Here is a 19,519-nt window from a genome sequence, read left to right as displayed (position 1 = left end):
GTTAGCAGGGGCCCTTGTGGCCCCTGTTTCTTGTCAAATCAAGACCGAGGATACTGAACATGGCTAACGTTACTGCCGCCCTGGTAAAAGAACTGCGCGAGCGCACCGCCGCTGGCATGATGGATTGCAAAAAAGCACTGGAAGAAGCTGCTGGTGATATCGAGCTGGCAATCGAAAACATGCGCAAATCCGGTCAGGCCAAAGCCGCCAAGAAAGCTGGCCGTATCGCCGCTGAAGGCGTGATCTTTGCCCGTACCGAAGGCAACATTGCCGCCATGATCGAGCTGAACAGCGAAACCGACTTCGTTGCCAAAGATGCCAGCTTCATGGCCATGGGCCAGAAGATCGCCGACATCGCCGCGACCCAGAAAATTGCTGACGTTGACGCCCTGAAAGCGGCCGACTTCGGTAACGGTGAGTCCATCGAGCTGACCATCACCAACCTGATCGCCAAGATCGGTGAGAACATGAACCTGCGTCGCGTGATGCTGGTTGAAGGTGACAACCTGGGTACCTACGTACACGGTTCCCGTATCGGTGTTATCACCAAGCTGATCGGTGGTACTGCCGAGCTGGCCAAAGATTTGGCCATGCACGTTGCTGCCAACAGCCCGCAGTTCGTCAAGCCGGAAGACGTGTCCGCTGAAGTCGTTGCCAAAGAGCGCGAAATTCAGATCGACATCGCCATCAACTCTGGCAAGCCGAAAGACATCGCGGAGAAGATGGTTGAAGGTCGCATGAAGAAGTTCACCGGTGAGGTTTCCCTGACTGGTCAGCCGTTCGTGAAAGATCCTTCCATGACCGTTGCCGAGCTGCTGAAGAAAGAAGGCGCTGACGTTGTTTCCTTCACCCGTTTCGAAGTGGGCGAAGGCATCGAGAAGCAAGAGACCGATTTCGCGGCTGAAGTAGCTGCCCAAATCGCGGCCGCTCAGAAGGCTTAATCGAACCGGTTTTTCCGTTTCTCCAGACCGCGACTTATGTCGCGGTCTTTATATGACCAGGAATCAGTGACATGAGTACCAATCCCAAGCCTGCATACAGACGTGTTCTTCTGAAGTTGAGTGGTGAAGCCCTGCAAGGATCCGAGGGTTTTGGCATTGATCCAGCGGTGCTGGAACGGATGGCCCAAGAGATCAAAGAGCTGGTTGAGCTGGGTGTTCAGGTCGGTCTGGTCATCGGTGGCGGCAACCTGTTCCGTGGTGCCGGTCTTGCCAAGGCGGGGATGAACCGCGTGGTGGGTGACCACATGGGCATGCTGGCGACCGTCATGAACGGCCTGGCCATGCGTGATGCCCTGCATCGTGCTTATGTGAATGCCCGCCTGATGTCTGCCATTTCCCTGCAAGGTGTCTGCGACTCCTATAGCTGGGCCGAGGCCATCAGCCAGCTGCGCGCCGGCAAGGTGGTGATCTTCTCTGCCGGTACCGGCAACCCCTTCTTCACCACCGACTCTGCAGCCTGCCTGCGCGGCATCGAGATCGAAGCCGATGTGGTACTGAAAGCCACCAAGGTCGATGGCGTATTCAACGAGGATCCGGTTAAGAATCCGGACGCCGTGCTGTATCATGAGCTCAGCTACAACGAAGTGCTTGAAAAAGAGCTCAAGGTGATGGATCTTGCAGCCTTCACTCTGGCCCGTGACCACGATCTGCCGATCCGGGTGTTCAACATGAACAAACCGGGTGCGCTGCGTCGGGTTGTCATGGGTGAGCCGGAAGGCACCCTGATCCACCACATCAGCAAATAAGATATCAGCAAGCCGCAAGGCGCTCTTATCCATTACGTCAGTAAATAAGTCAGAAGCGGACCTGCTCAGGGTTCGCTCGTCAAAAGGAAAACCACTGTGATCAACGAGATTAAAAACGACGCCAAGGACCGCATGGCCAAGAGCGTAGAGTCGCTCAAGACCCAGATGTCCAAGATCCGTACCGGTCGCGCTCACCCGAGCCTGCTCGACGGTATCCAGGTGGAGTATTACGGTGCAGCCACTCCTCTGAAACAGTTGGCTAACGTAGTGGCAGAAGATGCCCGCACCCTGTCCATCTCCATCTTCGATCGCTCCATGATCCAGGCGGTGGAAAAAGCCATCCTGACCTCGGATCTGGGCCTGAATCCGTCCAGCAACGGTCAGACTCTGCGCGTGCCCTTGCCGCCGTTGACCGAAGAGCGTCGTCGCGATCTGACCAAGATCGTCCGTGCCGAAGCGGAAGGCGCCCGGGTTGCCGTGCGTAACATCCGTCGCGATGCCAACGCCGACTTCAAAGCGCTGCTCAAAGACAAAGAGATCTCCGAAGACGACGACCGTCGTGGCCAGGAAGAGATCCAGAAGCTTACCGACGCCTTCATCAAGCTGGTCGATGACGCCCTGGCTGCGAAGGAAAAGGAGCTAATGGAAATCTAAGCCTCCGACAGGTATATTACGAGCGCCGTGTAGTGCCCCTGCACGGCGCTTTTGTCTTTGTGGGAGAAATGAATGTCGCTTTTGGCAGCGCTAGGCGATAGCGCCAGCTCGTCCTTGCCTCGTCACGTCGCCATCATCATGGATGGCAACGGTCGCTGGGCTCAGAACCGTGGCAAGATGCGGGTCTTTGGCCACAAGGCAGGCGTGAAGTCTGTGCGTGAGGCCGTGACCTTTGCCGCCCGTGCCAGGCTGGAGGCGCTGACGTTATTTGCTTTTTCAAGCGAGAACTGGCGCCGCCCGGAAGGGGAGGTCAATGCCCTGATGGAACTGTTTCTGACGGTGCTGGGCCGCGAGGTGAAGAAGTTGCACAGCAACGGGATTCGGCTCAAGGTGATCGGTGATACCGCCCGTTTCAGTGAACGGCTGCAGGCCAAGATTGCCAAGGCCGAGGCGCTGACCGCCGATAATCAGGGGCTGACGCTCAACATCGCTGCCAACTATGGTGGCCAGTGGGATATCGCTCAGGCGGCCCGCAAGCTGGCCCGCGCCGTGGCGGCCGGTGAGCTGGATGCCGATGCCATCGATGAGACGGCGCTGGCGCAGCAGGTCTGCATGGCCGATCTGCCGCCGGTGGATCTGTTGATCCGGACCGGTGGCGATCATCGCATCAGCAATTTTGTGCTATGGCAGCTCGCCTATGCCGAGCTCTATTTTACCCCGGTATTGTGGCCCGATTTCAACGAGGCCGAGTTCAGTGAGGCGGTTGCCTCTTTCGTTGCCCGCGAGCGTCGCTTCGGGTGTACGGGTGAACAGATACGGGAATTGATCGCCGAGCACCAGACCGGCTAAACCCCGCTCCCAAGAGAGAGGTTTCTTTTGCTAAAACAACGAATTATTACTGCATTACTGTTAGTGCCCATGGTATTGGGAGCACTGTTTTTCCTGCCGTTGAAATTCTTTGCCCTGCTGGCAGCGCTGGTTTATCTGCTGGCCAGCCGTGAGTGGAGCGCCTTCGTCTCTGCCCAGCCGCAACAATGGTTGCCGCTGGTGTTTTGCCTGTTGCTCGGTGCCAGTCTGTTCTGGGTGCCGGTCGAGCAACTCTGGACTCCGCACCTGCATCCGTTGCTGATGGGGGTGCTCTGGACCGCGGTCAGTTGGTGGTTGCTGGGGCTGTTGCTGGTCCTGCGCTATCCCCAGAGTGCCAAACTCTGGAAAAACTCCATCTGGCTCAAATCTCTGTTTGGCCTGGTGACCCTGGTGCCCTTCTTCTGGTCACTGGTGGCGATCCGCGGTTACAACTTCTATCACGATCCCCTGATGGGGGCCTGGGTCCTGCTGTTCGTCATGGGCTTGGTCTGGGCGGCAGATTCTGGCGCGTATTTTTTCGGCAAGGCCTTTGGCAAACACAAGCTGGCACCGGCCGTCAGCCCGGGTAAAACCATTGAAGGCATGCTGGGTGGCCTCTTTACCGCCAGCCTGCTGGCCAGCGGCGTGACTTGGTTCATGGGCTTCGTGCCCGCCAAGATGGCGGTGGTGCTGCTGTGCTCCCTGCTGGCCGTGCTGGCCTCCGTGCTCGGCGATCTCACCGAAAGCATGTTCAAGCGGGAAGCAGGCATCAAGGATTCCGGTACCCTACTGCCGGGTCATGGCGGCATTCTCGATCGCATCGACAGCCTGACGGCGGCCCTGCCGGTCTTCTTGCTCAGCTATCTGTTACTCAGTCAGGAGTTTTGATGCATAACCTGGTGATCCTGGGAGCCTCTGGCTCCATCGGTCAGAGCACCCTCAAGGTACTGCGGCAGAATCCGGGCCGTTGGCAGCTGTTGGCGCTGACGGCTGCCCGCAGCGTGGATCCCATGCTGCGTGATTGTCTCGAATTTTCCCCCCGTTTCGCCGTGATGGTGGATGAGATTGCAGCCGGCGAGCTGGCCGGGCGGCTCAAGGCCCACGGCAGTGTGACCCGCGTGCTGTCCGGCCAGGCGGCTTTGTGCGATGTGGCGGCTCATCCCGAGGCCCACAGCGTGATGGCTGCCATCGTCGGCGCCGCAGGGCTGGCGCCTACCATGGCAGCCGTGCGTGCTGGCAAGCGGATCCTGCTGGCCAACAAGGAGGCCTTGGTGATGTCAGGGGCCTTCTTTATGGAGGCGGTGCGCCATCACGGTGCCGAGCTGCTGCCCATAGACAGCGAACACAACGCCATCTTCCAGTGTCTGCCCGAGGCCATCCAGCGTCAACCCGGTTTCTGCGATCTTGCCGGGGCGGGTATCAGCAAAATCCTGCTGACCGGTTCGGGCGGCCCGTTCCGCTACACCGATATCGACGCACTGGCCAAGGTGACTCCGGCCCAGGCGGTCGCCCACCCCAACTGGTCCATGGGGGCCAAGATCTCGGTGGACTCTGCCACCATGATCAACAAGGGGCTCGAATACATAGAGGCGCGCTGGCTGTTCAATGCCCAGCCCGAGCAGATCCAGGTGGTGATCCATCCCCAGTCGGTCATCCACTCCATGGTGCAGTATAAGGATGGCTCCGTACTGGCCCAGCTCGGCAACCCAGACATGTGTACTCCCATCGCCCATGCCCTAGCCTATCCGGGCAGGATTGAGTCCGGCGTGGAACCTTTGGATTTCTTCAGTGTCGGAGAGTTCAGCTTTATCCGTCCTGACTACGAACGCTATCCCAACCTGGCGCTGGCCATGGCCGCCTGCCAACAGGGACAGGCAGCGACCACGGCGCTCAATGCCGCCAATGAAGAGAGCGTCGCGGCTTTTCTTGCAGAGCGGATCGGATTTATGGATATTGCCAGAGTCAATGAATCCATCATGGCGGCCCTGGGCAGTGCTGCGGTGGGATCGCTCGACGATCTGATTGCGCTGGATGGCTCGGCCCGTGTCCGTGCCCGGCAACTGATAGAGGAACTTGCTCGATGAACGCACTGTGGTGGTCAAAGGCCGCTCTCTACGCCCTCGGGTATGATGCCGAGGTACTGCGCTGATGGGCGGACTGTTGTGGAATATTGGCGCCTTCATCGTCGCCCTCGGGCTACTGGTGGCGGTACATGAGTTCGGTCACTTCTGGGTGGCGCGTCGCTGCGGCGTCAAGGTCGAGCGTTTCTCCATTGGCTTTGGCAAGGCGATTTGGCGCCGCGTCGGCAAGGACGGCACCGAGTATGTGCTGGCGCTGATCCCGCTGGGTGGCTACGTCAAGATGCTGGACGGCCGGGTCGATGAGCTCCAGCCTGGCGACGAGCGCCACGCGTTCAATCACAAGAGTGTCTGGGCGCGAATGGCGATCGTTGCCGCCGGTCCCATGGCCAACTTCGTGTTCGCCCTGTTCGCCTTCTGGCTGATGTTCATGATTGGCGTCCCCAGCGTCAAGCCGGTGATCAGTGAAGTGCGTCCGGCCTCCATCGTGGCCGAGGCGGGCGTCCTGCCGGGCATGGAGATCGTCGGGGTCGGCGATGAGGCGACCGGTGACTGGGAAGCGGTCACTTACGCCCTCATCAGCCACCTTGGCGATGATTCGGTCCAGCTCAAGCTGAAGGCGACCGATACCAGCTACGCCGTCGACAAGACCCTCGAACTGAAGGGCTGGAAGTTCGATCCGGATAAAGAGTCACCCATCGGCAGCCTGGGGATAGTGCCGCTCGGTGGCAAGGTACTGCCCGTGGTGGCGGCTATCGTCCCTAAAAGCGCAAGTGAAAAAGCAGGCCTGCAGTTGGGCGATCGCATCAAGCGGGTAGGGGATCATGAGATCACCGAATGGACTCAATTCGTCGAGCAGGTACAGCAGTCGCCGGAGCAGCCGCTGCAGGTGATGGTGGAGCGGGGGGGCAATGAATTGACCCTGACTCTGCTACCGGATGCGAAAAAAATCCGCGGTCAGCTGGTCGGTTTTGTCGGCCTGTCGCCGCAACTGGTTCCATTACCGGATGAGTATCGAGTTCTGTTACAGTATGGGCCTTTGCAAGCCCTGTGGCATGGCGCCCAGAAGACTTGGAGCCTGATCACGCTGACCTTTGACATGATAGGCAAGCTGATAGGTGGCATCGTCTCGCTGGATAATCTGAGCGGCCCCATCTCCATTGCCAAAGGCGCCGGCAGCAGCGCCGATTACGGATTGGTCTATTTCCTCGGGTTCCTGGCGCTGATCAGTGTCAATCTGGGGATCATCAACCTGTTTCCCCTGCCGGTGCTGGATGGGGGCCATTTGGTCTACTTCCTCATCGAGGCAGTCACCGGCAAGCCGGTACCAGAAAAAATTCAGGAAGTTGGGTTCAGGATAGGCGCCGCCATTCTGATGTTACTGATGGGCATTGCGCTGTTTAATGATTTCGCTCGCCTCTGAGGCTAGAGCATCAACAAGGACACATAAGAACAAAATGGCTGTTAAAAAAGCATTGGTGTTGAGTTGCCTGCTGGGAGCCAGCTTCCTGGCTCAGGCGGCCCCTGCCTCTTTTGTGGTGCAAGACATTCAGGTCGAGGGTCTGCAGCGGGTGACCCTGGGCGCCGCCCTGTTGAATCTGCCGGTCCGGGTCGGTGACTCCGTCGACTCGGTGGCCCTGGCCAACGCCATCAAGCGGCTCTATGCCTCGGGTAACTTCGAGGACGTCAAAGTCTATCGTGACGGCCAGGTGCTGCAAGTCGTGGTGAAGGAGCGCCCGACCATCTCCAGCATCGAGTTCTCCGGTAACAAGGACATCAAGGAAGAGCAGCTGACCCAGAGCCTGGAATCCTCCGGCATCCGGGTTGGCGATCCCCTCGATCGCACCGTGCTGAGCTCCCTCGAGAAGGGGCTGGAAGATTTCTACTACGGCGTGGGCAAGTACTCCGCCAAGGTCAAGGCCATCGTCACCCCGCTGCCTCGCAACCGGGTTGATCTGAAGTTCACCTTCGTGGAAGGGGAAGCGGCCAAGATCCAGCAGATCAACATCGTCGGCAACCAGGTGTTCCCGGAAGAGAAACTGCTGGCCCAGCTCTCCCTCAAGGACGATGTGCCCTGGTGGAACTTCACCGGCGATCAGCGCTATCAGAAGCAGAAGCTGGCGGGTGACATCGAAGTGCTGCGCTCCTACTACATGGACCGTGGTTACATCCGCTTCGCCCAGGAGTCCACCCAGGTCTCCATGACCCCCGACAAGAAAGGGGTCTACGTCACGCTGAACATCAAGGAAGGGGACCAGTACAAGGTCTCAGGCGTCCAGATCAAGGGCGATCTCATCGATCGCGGCAGCGAGATGAAGGGGCTGATCCCCATCGAGGCAGGCAGTGTGTATTCCGCCAGCCAGGTGACTCACACCGAAGAGGTGCTGTCCAAGTTTCTCGGCCGTTACGGCTACGCCTACCCGAAAGTAGTCACCTTCCCTCAGGTCAACGACAAGACCAAGGAAGTGGAGCTGATCGTCAACGTCGAGCCGGGCCCCCGTGTCTACGTGCGCAACATCAACTTCAGCGGCAACGTCACCACCAAGGACGAAGTGCTGCGTCGCGAGATGCGTCAGATGGAAGGCACCTGGCTCTCCTCCGACAACGTCGAACAGTCCAAGACCCGTCTCAACCGCCTCGGCTTCTTCGAAACTGCGGAAGTGGACACCAAGCGGGTGCCGGGCAGCGATGACCAGGTCGATCTGGACTTCAAGGTCAAGGAGCAACCGGCAGGTTCCATCAACGCCGGTATCGGCTACGGTACCGAATCGGGTCTGAGCCTGCAGGCGGGCCTGCAGCAAGACAACTTCATGGGTACCGGCAAGAAGATCGGTATCAACGCCAGCACCAACGACTACTCGAAGAACATCGATCTTAGCTATAACGATCCCTACTTCACCGTCGACGGTGTCAGCATGGGTGGCCGACTCTACTACAACAAGTTCAGTGCGGCAGACGCCAACATCGTCGACTACGAGAACACCACCATCGGCTTCCGCCTCTCCAGTGGTTTCCCGGTCAACGAGAACAACCGTCTCGACTTCAGCCTTGGTTACGAGAACAACAAGCTGTCCCAACCCAACCCCTATGTGCAGGTGGATGAGTTCTGGAAGGTGTATCAGGCCAACCTGGACGGTGAGAACCGCATGGTGTTCAACACCGTCGACGTCACCGCTGGATGGACCCGCTCTACCCTCAACAAGGGCCAGTTCCCGACCGCGGGTGATCGTCAGCGTGTCAACGCCAAGGTGACGGTGCCGGGCATGGATCTGCAGTACTTCAAGCTCAACGCTGAAGACGCACATTATTTCCCGTTTGATGCGGATCACGAGTGGGTCATGCTGGCCAAGGCCCGTGCCTCCTACGGTAACGGCTACGGCACCAACGGCGACTACGATCATGTGCTGCCGTTCTTCGAGAACTACTATGCCGGTGGCTTCGACACCCTGCGTGGCTTCAAGAGCAACACCGTCGGTCCGAAGGCGCTCTACTACTACAACCTGGGCGGCAACGACGTCATCCAGGGTACCGACAGCTCGGTCGGGGGCAACGCCCTGGCGGTCGCCTCCCTAGAGATGATAGTGCCGACGCCTTTCGCGTCCGAAGGTTATCAGCCTCAGCTGCGGACCAGCTTCTTCATCGATGCCGGTACCGTGTGGGACACCACCTTCAACTATGACCAGTACAAGAACCGCTGCTTCAGTGGTTGTAACTACCTGATGGATTACTCGGACCCCAGCAATATCCGGATGTCCGCCGGTCTGTCACTGCAGTGGCTGTCGCCCATGGGCCCGCTGGTCTTCGTGCTGGCACAACCGCTCAAGAAGTATGAAGGGGATGACACCGAAGTCTTCTCGTTCAACATCGGCCGTACTTTCTAAGCGCGGACGCTCCCCCACTCCGGTGGGGGTATTTAATGATGGGACGCGCAGCGTGCGTGCCTCACCAGGTAACAAGCCGATCCCCGGGATCGCTTGCATAATCAGGTAAATCAGGTAGCCCTCGACCGAGGGACCAAGGAGTAAGTGTGAATAAAGCGTTGAAAGTAGCTGGTTTGAGTTTTGCACTGATGGCTGCCGGTATGGGCTCTGCCTGGGCTGAAACCAAGATTGCCGTGGTCGACATGAGCGAAGTCTTCCAAAAGCTGCCCCAGCGTGACGCCGTGGCCAAAAAGCTGAAAGGCGAGTTCGAGCCGCGCATGCGCGAACTGCAGAAGCTCGAGTCCGATGGTCAGAAACTGGTCGAGAAGTTCAAGAAGGATGAAGCCTTCATGAGCGCCGAGCAGAAGAAGCAGAACCAGGAGAAGCTGGCTAAGCTGCAGATGGAGTTCAACCAGAAGCGTCAGGCCTTCGAGCAAGACAACGGTCGCCGTCAGTCCGAAGAGCGCAACAAGATCCTGACCAAGGTTCAGGCTGCTATCGACTCCATCGCCAAGAGCAATGGCTACGATCTGGTGCTGGAGCGTAATGCTGCTCCCTATGCCGCCAGCAAGCTGGACATCTCTTCCCAGGTTATTTCTCAGGTAAGCAAGAGCAACTAATTGATGGCATTCACTCTCGCACAGCTGGCCCAGCAACTGGGGGCCCAGGTCCATGGCGATGGGACCCAGGAAATCCGCAAGGTAGCGACACTGGAAAAGGCCGGGGAGGGTGATATTGCCTTCCTGTCCAATAAAAAATACCGGCATTATCTGGAGCAGAGCAAGGCCACGGCCGTGCTCATCACAGAGGCGGATTTGCCATTTTGTCCCACCAATGCCCTGGTGCTCAAAGACCCCTATGTGGGGTTTGCCCGGGTAGCCCAACTGCTGGACACGACCCCGCAGCCGGCCACGGATATCCATCCGAGCGCCGTCATCGCGGTGGACGTGCAATTGGGCGAGAGAGTCGCCATTGGTGCCAACGCAGTCATCGAGTCCGGCGTCGTGCTGGGCGATGACGTGCGCATTGGCCCCGGCTGTTTCGTTGGCAAGAATACCCGGCTGGGAGCGCGCTCCCGGTTGTGGGCCAACGTCACCCTCTATCACAACGTGACCCTGGGCACAGATTGTCTGGTACAAGCCGGCACTGTGATCGGGGCCGACGGTTTCGGTTATGCCAATGAGCGTGGTGAGTGGATCAAGATCCCCCAGCTCGGTGGCGTAACCATCGGCAATCGAGTCGAGATTGGTGCCTGTACCACCATAGACCGGGGGGCGCTGGAAGATACCAGCATCGCGGATAACGTCATCATCGACAACCAGTGCCAGATCGCGCACAACGTCGAGATTGGCTACGGCACCGCCGTAGCAGGCTCGACCGTGATGGCCGGTAGTCTCAAGGTTGGCAAGTACTGTATCATTGGCGGTGCCTCCGTCTTTAACGGGCACATGGAGATCTGCGACCAGGCCACCGTTACCGGTATGGCCATGGTGATGCGACCCATTACCGAACCCGGTATTTACTCTTCTGGTATCCCCCTGCAGACCAATAAAGAGTGGCGCAAGACCGCCGCGCGGGTGATGCGTATCGAAGAGATGCACAAGCGGTTGAGCCGACTTGAGAAAAAGCTGGATCAAGAATAATCACGATTGGTATAGGGTACTGTTTTGACTACTGAAAAGAAGAGCCTGGGCATCCAGGAAATCATGGATCTGCTGCCTCACCGTTATCCGTTCCTGATGGTGGACAAGGTCGAGAGCTACGAGATCAGCGATGAGCGCAAGACCTTGCGTGCCATCAAGAACGTCTCGTTCAACGAGCCGATCTTTCAAGGCCACTTCCCAGCCAAGCCGGTGTTCCCTGGCGTGCTGATCCTGGAGGCCATGGCCCAGGCGACCGGCATCCTGGCCTTTACCATGGTGGGCAAACCGTCCCCCAACGAACTCTATTACTTTGCTTCAATCGACAACGCTCGCTTCAAGCGTCCGGTTGGCCCTGGCGATCAGCTGGTGCTGGACGTGGTGTTCCTGAAAGAGCGTCGCGGTATTGCCAAGTTCACCGGTGTTGCTACCGTTGATGGTGACGTGGTCTGTACCGCCGAACTGATGTGCGCAAAACGCGAGGTGTAACCGTGATCGACCAGACTGCCATCATTCACGATACGGCCATCGTCCATGAGTCTGCGGTGATCGGCAAAGGGGTGGAAATCGGCCCCTTCTCCGTCATTGGAGCCGAGGTGGAAATCGGCGACAACACCTGGGTGAGCTCCCATGTGTTGATCAAGGGCCCGACCAAGATCGGTCGCGGCAACAAGATCTTCCAGCACACCTCCATCGGTGAGGATTGCCAGGACAAGAAATACGCCGGTGAGCGCACCTTCCTCGAGATCGGTGACAACAACGTGTTTCGCGAGAACTGCACCGTGCACCGTGGTACCACTCAGGATCAGGCCCTGACCAAGGTGGGCAGCGGTAACCTGTTCATGGTCAACGTGCACGTGGCCCATGACTGCATCATCGGTGACAACTGCATCTTCGCCAACAACGCGACCCTGGCGGGTCACGTGGTGATCGGTGACTTCGTGATCTTCGGTGGCCTCTCCGCCATTCACCAGTTCGGCCGGGTCGGCTCCCACGCCTTCGTCGGTGGCTGCGCCGCCCTGAACAAGGACGTGCCGCCTTACGTCATGGCTGCCGGCAACTACGCCAAGCCGTTCGGGGTCAACTCCGAGGGACTGCGTCGTCGTGGCTACAGCCCGGAAGCGATTTCTGCTGTAAAACGTGCCTACAAAGAAATTTTCCGCTCCGGCAAGACCATCGAAGAGGTACTTCCCGTACTGACCGAGATGGCCGCCAGCGAGCCGGCCGTTCAGCTCTATGTCGATTTCCTCAAAGACAATGAGCGCGGGATCATTCGTGCCTGATCCCATCCGCATCGGCATCGTCGCCGGAGAGACCTCCGGCGACATCCTGGCTGCCGGTCTGGTGCGCGAGCTCAAGGCGCGCTATCCCGATGCCCAGTTTGAGGGCATCGCCGGACCGCGCATGCAGGCGCTTGGCGTCAAGGCGCTGTTCGAGATGGAAGAGCTTTCCGTCATGGGCATCAGCGAGGTGCTCGGTCGTCTGCCCCGCATCCTGCAGGTGCGCCGCGAGCTGCTGCGCCACTTCATTGCCAATCCCCCCGATATCTTCATCGGCGTGGATGCACCGGATTTCAATATCGGGGTGGAGCTGAAACTGCGCCGCACCGGTATCAAGACGGTTCACTATGTCAGCCCCTCGGTCTGGGCCTGGCGTCAGAGCCGCATTCACAAGATCAAGGCCGCCACCGACATGGTGCTCGCCTTCCTGCCGTTCGAGAAAGCCTTCTACGACCGTTTCGACGCCCCTTGCCGCTTCGTGGGTCACACCATGGCCGATGCCATTCCGCTCGAACCTGATCAGGCTGCGGTGCGTCAGGCGCTTGGCATAGACCCTAGCCGGCGCTGGCTGGCGGTGCTGCCGGGCAGTCGCAGTGCCGAGGTCGGTTTCATGTCTCCGGTGTTTCTCGAGGCGTGCAAGCACCTGACGGTGCACTGCCCGGATCTCGGCTTCATCGTGCCGCTGGTCAACGAGCAACGGCGCGAGCAGTTCATGGCCATCAAGGAAGAGGTGGCGCCGGATCTCGACATGGTGCTGCTGGAAGGGCAGGGCCGCGAGGCCATGATCGCCGCCGACGTGGTGATGCTCGCCTCCGGCACCGCTGCGCTCGAAGCCATGCTGGTGAAAAAACCCATGGTGGTGGGCTACAAACTCAAGCCGTTCAGTTATTGGCTGGCCCAGTGGCTGGTGAAGACGGATTATGTCTCCCTGCCCAACCTGCTGGCGGATCAGATGCTGGTGCCCGAACTCATCCAACATGAGTGCACCCCCTGCAATCTGGTGGAGGAGGTGAGCAAGTTGCTGGATCATGACAACAGTGAGCTCATCGCCACCTTCACTCGGTTGCACAAAAAGATTCGCTGCAATGCCGATGTGCAGGCCGCCGAGGCGGTGGCCGAGCTGCTGGGCAGATAGATTGGCGGTAACAGACGCCCCAGGCGTGATGTTGTGCTGACACTGGCCCTGCGGGGCCGGTTTTGATTCAAGGCGTTGATATGCAAATCGATATTCCACAAGACAAGCTGGTAGCCGGAGTTGACGAGGTGGGCCGTGGCCCGCTGGTGGGTGACGTGGTCACCGCCGCGGTGATCCTGGATCCGGCCAACCCCATCATGGGCCTCGCCGACTCCAAGAAGCTCTCCGAGAAGAAACGGCTCGCGCTGTTTGACGAGATCAAGGCCAAGGCCCTGGCCTGGGCCATAGGCCGCGCCACGCCCGAGGAGATCGACGAGCTCAACATCTTGCACGCCACCATGCTGGCGATGCAGCGCGCGGTGGTGGGGCTGGCCATGACGCCCGAGCTGGTGTTTATCGATGGCAACCGCTGCCCGGCTCTGCCGATGGAGGCTCGCGCCGTGGTCAAGGGCGACAGTCTGGTGGCCGCCATCAGCGCCGCCTCCATCCTCGCCAAGGTGACCCGTGACGCCGAGATGACTGAGCTGGACAGCCGTCACCCCGCCTACGGCTTTGCCCGCCACAAGGGCTATCCGACCGCGGAGCACCTCGCCATCCTGGCCGAGCGTGGCCCCCTGCCGGAATATCGCAAAAGCTTCAAACCGGTGCGCCGGGCGTTGGGGATCGAATAGCCATGGCCGAACCTCGTTTCATCCACCTGCGGGTCCACTCCGACTTCTCCATGGTCGATGGCTTGCAGAAGATTGGCCCCATCGTTGGCGCGGCGGCGGCCAACGACATGCCGGCGCTGGCGCTGACCGATCAGATGAACATGTGCGGCCTGGTGCGCTTCTATGGCGCGGCCCACGGCAAGGGCATCAAACCCATCGTCGGGGCCGACTTCTGGGTGCAGAGCGATGAGCTCGGTGACGAGCAGTTCCACCTCACCCTGCTGGCCATGGACAACGAGGGCTACCAGAACATCACCCTGCTCATCTCCCGTGGTTATCAGCGCGGGCATGTGCAGGGTCGCCCGGTCATCGACAAGGGCTGGCTCGCCGAACATGCCAAGGGGGTGATAGTGCTCTCCGGTGGGCGAGAAGGGGATGTGGGCAAGTTCCTGCTCAAGGGCAATCGGCAGATGATGGAGCAGAGCCTCGCCTTCTACCAGACCCACTTCCCCGATGCCTACTACCTCGAGTTGCTACGCACCGGCCGGCCCGATGAAGAGGCCTACCTGCACATGGCGGTGGCCATCGCCACCGAGTTCGCGTTGCCGGTGGTGGCCACCAACGAGGTGGTGTTCCTCAATGCCGGCGATTTTGACGCCCACGAGATCCGGGTCGCCATTCATGATGGTTATACCCTGATGGACAAGCGTCGCCCGCGCCGCTACAGCCCGCAGCAGTACCTGCGCAGCCAGGAGGAAATGGTCGAGCTGTTCGCCGACATCCCCGAGGCGCTGGAGAACTCGGTGGAGATCGCCAAGCGCTGCAACGTGACGGTGCGCCTCGGCGAATACTTCCTGCCGAACTTCCCGACCGGTGACATGAGCACCGAAGACTTCCTGGTGATGAAATCTCGGGAAGGTCTTGAGGATCGCCTCGCGTTCCTGTTCCCGGACCCAGAGGTGCGCACCGCCAGGCGCGGCGAGTATGACGAGCGGCTCGAGATCGAGCTGAAAGTGATCAACCAGATGGGCTTCCCGGGTTACTTCCTCATCGTGATGGAGTTTATCCAGTGGTCCAAGGACAACGGCATCCCCGTTGGCCCTGGTCGGGGCTCGGGCGCCGGCTCGCTGGTCGCTTATGCCCTCAAGATCACCGATCTGGATCCCCTCGAATACGATCTGCTGTTCGAACGCTTCCTGAACCCGGAGCGGGTCTCCATGCCCGACTTCGACGTCGACTTTTGCATGGACCGACGGGACGAGGTGATCGATCACGTCTCCGAGATGTACGGCCGGGAGGCAGTGTCGCAAATCATCACCTTCGGCAGCATGGCGGCCAAGGCGGTGGTGCGGGACGTGGGCCGGGTGCTGGGCCATGCCTATGGCTTTGTGGATCGCATCTCCAAGCTGATCCCGCCGGATCCGGGCATGACCCTGGCCAAGGCATTCGAGGCCGAGCCCAAGCTGCCGGAGCTCTATGAGCAGGACGAGGAGGTCAAGGATCTCATCGACATGGCGCGCCGACTGGAAGGGGTGGTGCGCAACGCCGGTAAACACGCCGGTGGTGTGGTCATAGCGCCGACCAAGATCACCGACTTCGCACCGCTCTATTGCGATGATTCCGGTAATAACCCGGTCACCCAGTTCGACAAGAACGACGTGGAATACGCGGGCCTGGTGAAGTTCGACTTCCTGGGGCTGCGCACCCTCACCATCATCGACTGGGCGCTCGGCATGATCAACCCGCGGCTGGCCAAAGAGGGCAAGCCGCCGGTCGACATCGCTGCCATCCCGCTGGATGACAAGAAGTCGTTCGCCCTGTTGCAGCGCTTCGAGACCACGGCGGTGTTCCAGCTCGAATCCCGCGGCATGAAGGATCTGATCAAGCGGCTCAAGCCCGACTGCTTCGAAGACATGATCGCCTTGGTGGCCTTGTTCCGCCCGGGCCCGCTGCAGTCCGGCATGGTGGATAACTTCATCGAGCGTAAGCACGGTAAAGAGGCTATCTCCTACCCAGATGAGAAGTGGCAGCACGAGAGCCTCAAACCCATACTGGAGCCCACCTACGGCATCATCCTCTACCAAGAGCAGGTGATGCAGATAGCCCAGGTGCTGGCGGGTTATACCCTGGGCGGCGCGGATATGCTGCGCCGGGCCATGGGCAAGAAGAACCCGGCCGAGATGGCCAAGCAGCGCTCTGGCTTCGAGGAAGGGGCGGTCAAGAACGGGGTCGACGGCGAGCTGGCGATCAAGATCTTCGATCTGGTGGAGAAGTTTGCGGGCTACGGCTTCAACAAGTCTCACTCCGCCGCCTATGCGCTGGTCTCCTACCAGACGCTGTGGCTCAAGACCCACTTCCCGGCGGAATTCATGGCGGCGGTCATGACCGCCGACATGGACAACACCGACAAGATAGTGACGCTAGTGGACGAGTGCCAGCGCATGGGGCTCACCGTGATACCGCCGGACGTGAACACCGGCCGCTACCGCTTCAGCGTTAACGAAGACGGCCACATCGTCTACGGCATAGGCGCTGTGAAGGGGGTCGGTGAGGGTCCCATCGATGCCATCCTGGCGGCGCGTGACAGCGACGGCCTGTTCCGCGACTTGTTCGACTTCTGCAACCGAGTCGACATCAAGAAGATCAACAAGCGGGTGATGGAGAAGCTCATCTACTCCGGCGCCATGGACCGCCTCGGCCCGCATCGCGCGGCCCTGATGGCGACCCTGGAGGAGGCGATGCGCGCCGCCGAGCAGCACGCCAAGGCGCAGGCGGTAGGTCAGGTCGATATGTTCGGGGTGCTCACCGAGGAGATAGACGACGTCAAGAAGGCGTTCGCCAACGTGCCGCACTGGCCTGACAAGATCTGGCTGGAAGGGGAGCGCGAGACGCTCGGCCTTTACCTCACCGGCCACCCGATCAACCAGTACAGCAGCGAGTTGCGTCGCTATACCTCGGGTCGGCTGTGCGATCTGCATCCCACCTCCCGCGACACTGTGACCACGGCGGCGGGGCTGGTGATCGCGGCGCGCAGCATGGTGACCAAGCGCGGCAACAAGATGGGGATCTTCACCCTGGACGACAAATCTGGTCGGCTGGATGTGACTCTGTTCAGTGAAGCGCTGGAAAAATATGAAGAATTGATGCAAAAAGACCGTATTTTGGTGGTTTCTGGACAGGTCAGCTTTGATGACTTCTCCGGTGGCCTTAAAATGTCGGCCCGCGAATTGCTGGATATCAACGATGCGAGGGAGCGTTTTGCCAGGGCAATCCGTATTTCCCTCGATGAACAACGCATTGATGAGCGCTTTTTCCCGCGTTTATGCGAGATTTTGGAACCCGCCCGTGCCGGAGTCTGTCCGGTTCAGGTAAACTATCGTCGGCCCGGCTCCCGGGCGCGATTGACGCTCGGTACCGAGTGGCGGGTGACGCCCACCGATCAACTGATAGATGACTTGCGAGTCCTGCTTGGACGAGAGCGGGTTGAATTGGTTTTTGATTAGAGGATCTATTGTCCCTATGAGTCTTTTTCTGGATTTTGAACAGCCGATCGCCGAATTGCAGGCGCAGATCGATGAACTTCGCCATGTGAGCGAGCATAACAATGCCGTGGATCTCAGCGAAGATATCCGTCGGCTGGAGAAGAAAAACGAAGAGCTGACCAAGAAGATCTTCGGCGATCTGGGGGCCTGGCAGGTATCCCAGATGGCGCGTCATCCTCAGCGTCCCTACACCCTCGACTACATCGGGCAGATCTTCACCGATTTTGACGAGCTGGCTGGCGATCGCGCCTACGCCGATGACAAGGCCATCGTCGGCGGCATCGCCCGTCTCGACGGCGAGCCGGTGATGATCATCGGCCATCAGAAGGGCCGTGAGACCAAGGAGAAGATCAAGCGCAACTTCGGCATGCCGCGCCCGGAAGGGTACCGCAAGGCCTTGCGCCTGATGGAGATGGCCGAGCGCTTCAAGATGCCGATCATCACCTTCATCGACACCCCGGGCGCCTACCCGGGCGTGGGTGCCGAGGAGCGTGGCCAGTCCGAGGCCATCGCCCGCAACCTGAAAGTCATGGCCGGTCTGACCGTGCCGGTGGTCTGCACCGTGATCGGTGAAGGCGGATCCGGCGGCGCCCTGGCCATCGGCGTCGGCGATCGCGTCAACATGCTGCAGTACTCCACCTATTCCGTCATCTCGCCGGAAGGTTGCGCCTCCATCCTGTGGAAGAGCGCCGACAAGGCACCGGTCGCGGCGGATGCCATGGGCATCACCGCCCAGCGCCTGAAGGAGCTGAAACTCATCGACGCCATCGTCGAGGAGCCGCTCGGTGGCGCTCACCGCAACGTGGAGCTGATGGCCAAGCGCCTCAAGGATCGCATCAAGCAGGATCTGGACGCCTTGCGTCCGCTCGACGGCGAGCAACTGCTGGAGCTGCGCTACCAGCGCCTGCTGGGTTACGGCTACTGCTAACCCCGAGCTTCATCCCGAACGGATACCAGAAGGCCCTCGCACCGCGAGGGCCTTCTTTTTTGGCGAAGCACTGTTGGCGGAACACTGCTCAGATGTATACCCGCAGGCCGCCGCGTTGCCAAAAACCCCCCTGTGGGATCAACTCAACGACGATTAGTGACCAAAAAAAGTGGGATCCCGCTCTCATCTTGCTTACAGTGCCCCCCTCCGCTCGATCCGATTGGAGTGCCTGCAAGGATGCGCTTCAGAGATAAATTGGATGGCCTGGCCCACAGGCATGTTCACTGTTTCGGCGGTTCCGTTTTTTGCAGCACCCTGCCTCGTTCAGCCTCTCCCTGAAGTCATGTCACTCTCATCGAGCATTGCCCCCATCTTGCAGCGAGTGAATCATGAGCGAATCTGTTTTTGAGATCCATGACTGGACCCTGAGGGTTGACGACAACATGCTGTGTCGCCCCGACCGGGAGGTCTACCTTGAGCCCAGGCTGGTCAATCTGCTGCGCTTTCTGGCGAGCAATGCCGGTACCGTGTTCGGGCGTGACTCCCTCATCAATGCGGTGTGGGACGGGGCCGAAGTCACCGATCAGGTGGTCACCCAATCCATCTTCGAACTGCGCAAGATCCTCAAAGATGGTCGCAATGATGCGGCCGACTACATCGCCACCGTACCCAAGCGCGGCTATAAGCTGGTGGCACCGGTGCGGCCGCTACAAGTGGTTTCGGTGCTGATGGCCGATGCCCAGCCCGGCGCCACGCTCAACGCGACCCTCTCAGACCCGAGCCCCCCGGCGGCAGAGAACGAGACCATCCAGGGCGGGGCGCCCTTCCCGGCCGGGCCGCTGACCCGGGCCATCTCGGCCCGCGCCCAGGACGGGCGCAGCCGCTGGAAGATGGTGGGCTTTGATATCTTCGTGGTCATCATCCTGGTTTCCATCGTCAGCCTGCTCAGCGTGCAGCACGCCAGCCCCCAGATCCACTCCATGCTGGATCCCAACCTGCTGGTGTTTCGTTTTCACTCCGGCATGGACGGTGACAACGAGAACGTGCGCCTCGCCGATGGCATTACCCGCGCCCTGATGGGGGAGGTGGCGGCCGCCAC

At 59.8% G+C, this 19,519-nt stretch carries 17 protein-coding genes; all 17 read left to right on the top strand.

All coding sequences use genetic code 11. From position 1 onward, the window contains the following. Positions 1-59 precede the first annotated feature (59 nt). The gene (gene tsf / locus BN1137_RS07165; RefSeq protein ID WP_042654065.1) at positions 60-941 is read left to right on the top strand and encodes a translation elongation factor Ts; all 882 of its coding nucleotides are present in this window, start codon (positions 60-62) and stop codon (positions 939-941) included. Between the two features lie 71 nt (positions 942-1,012). Beyond that, positions 1,013-1,747 carry a UMP kinase gene (gene pyrH, locus BN1137_RS07160; protein ID WP_042639589.1) on the top strand — a complete coding sequence of 245 codons (735 nt, stop codon included), beginning with the start codon at positions 1,013-1,015 and terminating at the stop codon, positions 1,745-1,747. 96 nt (positions 1,748-1,843) lie between these two features. Then, a complete protein-coding gene (frr, locus tag BN1137_RS07155; protein ID WP_050717942.1) occupies positions 1,844-2,401 on the top strand; it encodes a ribosome recycling factor in 558 nt (185 codons plus the stop codon). Between the two features lie 72 nt (positions 2,402-2,473). Then, complete coding sequence (uppS, locus tag BN1137_RS07150; protein WP_050717941.1) at positions 2,474-3,250, top strand: polyprenyl diphosphate synthase; 777 nt, start codon at positions 2,474-2,476, stop codon at positions 3,248-3,250. 27 nt (positions 3,251-3,277) lie between these two features. Then, positions 3,278-4,135, top strand: a complete 858-nt coding sequence (locus tag BN1137_RS07145; RefSeq protein WP_050717940.1) for a phosphatidate cytidylyltransferase — start codon at positions 3,278-3,280, stop codon at positions 4,133-4,135. Further along, on the top strand, positions 4,135-5,331 hold the full coding sequence (ispC, locus tag BN1137_RS07140; RefSeq protein ID WP_050717939.1) for a 1-deoxy-D-xylulose-5-phosphate reductoisomerase: 1,197 nt from the start codon (positions 4,135-4,137) through the stop codon (positions 5,329-5,331). Before BN1137_RS07145 ends, ispC begins: the two co-directional genes overlap by 1 nt. Before the next feature lie 64 nt (positions 5,332-5,395). Then, positions 5,396-6,748: a sigma E protease regulator RseP gene (gene rseP / locus BN1137_RS07135; RefSeq protein WP_050717938.1), complete on the top strand. Its 1,353-nt coding sequence runs from the start codon at positions 5,396-5,398 to the stop codon at positions 6,746-6,748. Positions 6,749-6,782: 34 nt separating this feature from the next. Continuing rightward, positions 6,783-9,206: an outer membrane protein assembly factor BamA gene (gene bamA / locus BN1137_RS07130; RefSeq protein ID WP_050717937.1), complete on the top strand. Its 2,424-nt coding sequence runs from the start codon at positions 6,783-6,785 to the stop codon at positions 9,204-9,206. A gap of 146 nt (positions 9,207-9,352) precedes the next feature. After that, positions 9,353-9,865, top strand: a complete 513-nt coding sequence (locus tag BN1137_RS07125; RefSeq protein WP_050717936.1) for an OmpH/Skp family outer membrane protein — start codon at positions 9,353-9,355, stop codon at positions 9,863-9,865. Between the two features lie 3 nt (positions 9,866-9,868). After that, positions 9,869-10,888: a UDP-3-O-(3-hydroxymyristoyl)glucosamine N-acyltransferase gene (gene lpxD, locus BN1137_RS07120; protein ID WP_050718176.1), complete on the top strand. Its 1,020-nt coding sequence runs from the start codon at positions 9,869-9,871 to the stop codon at positions 10,886-10,888. Between the two features lie 24 nt (positions 10,889-10,912). After that, positions 10,913-11,374: a 3-hydroxyacyl-ACP dehydratase FabZ gene (fabZ, locus tag BN1137_RS07115; RefSeq protein WP_050717935.1), complete on the top strand. Its 462-nt coding sequence runs from the start codon at positions 10,913-10,915 to the stop codon at positions 11,372-11,374. Positions 11,375-11,376: 2 nt separating this feature from the next. Continuing rightward, positions 11,377-12,168, top strand: coding sequence for an acyl-ACP--UDP-N-acetylglucosamine O-acyltransferase (lpxA, locus tag BN1137_RS07110; RefSeq protein ID WP_083443398.1), 792 nt, complete (start codon positions 11,377-11,379; stop codon positions 12,166-12,168). Next, on the top strand, positions 12,161-13,300 hold the full coding sequence (gene lpxB, locus BN1137_RS07105; protein ID WP_050717934.1) for a lipid-A-disaccharide synthase: 1,140 nt from the start codon (positions 12,161-12,163) through the stop codon (positions 13,298-13,300). Before lpxA ends, lpxB begins: the two co-directional genes overlap by 8 nt. An 80-nt stretch (positions 13,301-13,380) precedes the next feature. Next, positions 13,381-13,971 (top strand): ribonuclease HII, encoded by a 591-nt coding sequence (gene rnhB, locus BN1137_RS07100; protein ID WP_050717933.1) that lies wholly within the window; start codon positions 13,381-13,383, stop codon positions 13,969-13,971. Between the two features lie 2 nt (positions 13,972-13,973). Beyond that, the gene (dnaE, locus tag BN1137_RS07095) at positions 13,974-17,453 is read left to right on the top strand and encodes a DNA polymerase III subunit alpha (protein WP_050717932.1); all 3,480 of its coding nucleotides are present in this window, start codon (positions 13,974-13,976) and stop codon (positions 17,451-17,453) included. Positions 17,454-17,469: 16 nt separating this feature from the next. Continuing rightward, complete coding sequence (gene accA / locus BN1137_RS07090; RefSeq protein ID WP_050717931.1) at positions 17,470-18,420, top strand: acetyl-CoA carboxylase carboxyl transferase subunit alpha; 951 nt, start codon at positions 17,470-17,472, stop codon at positions 18,418-18,420. A 389-nt stretch (positions 18,421-18,809) separates the two neighbouring features. Next, on the top strand, positions 18,810-19,519 hold a 710-nt coding region (locus BN1137_RS07085), incomplete at its 3' end, for a winged helix-turn-helix domain-containing protein (protein WP_198150613.1).

The organism is Aeromonas tecta, assembly GCF_000820185.1.
Lineage (GTDB): Bacteria > Pseudomonadota > Gammaproteobacteria > Enterobacterales > Aeromonadaceae > Aeromonas > Aeromonas tecta.
The sequence above is the reverse complement of the archived record's forward strand: the minus strand, read 5'-3'. Positions and strand labels throughout refer to the sequence as shown.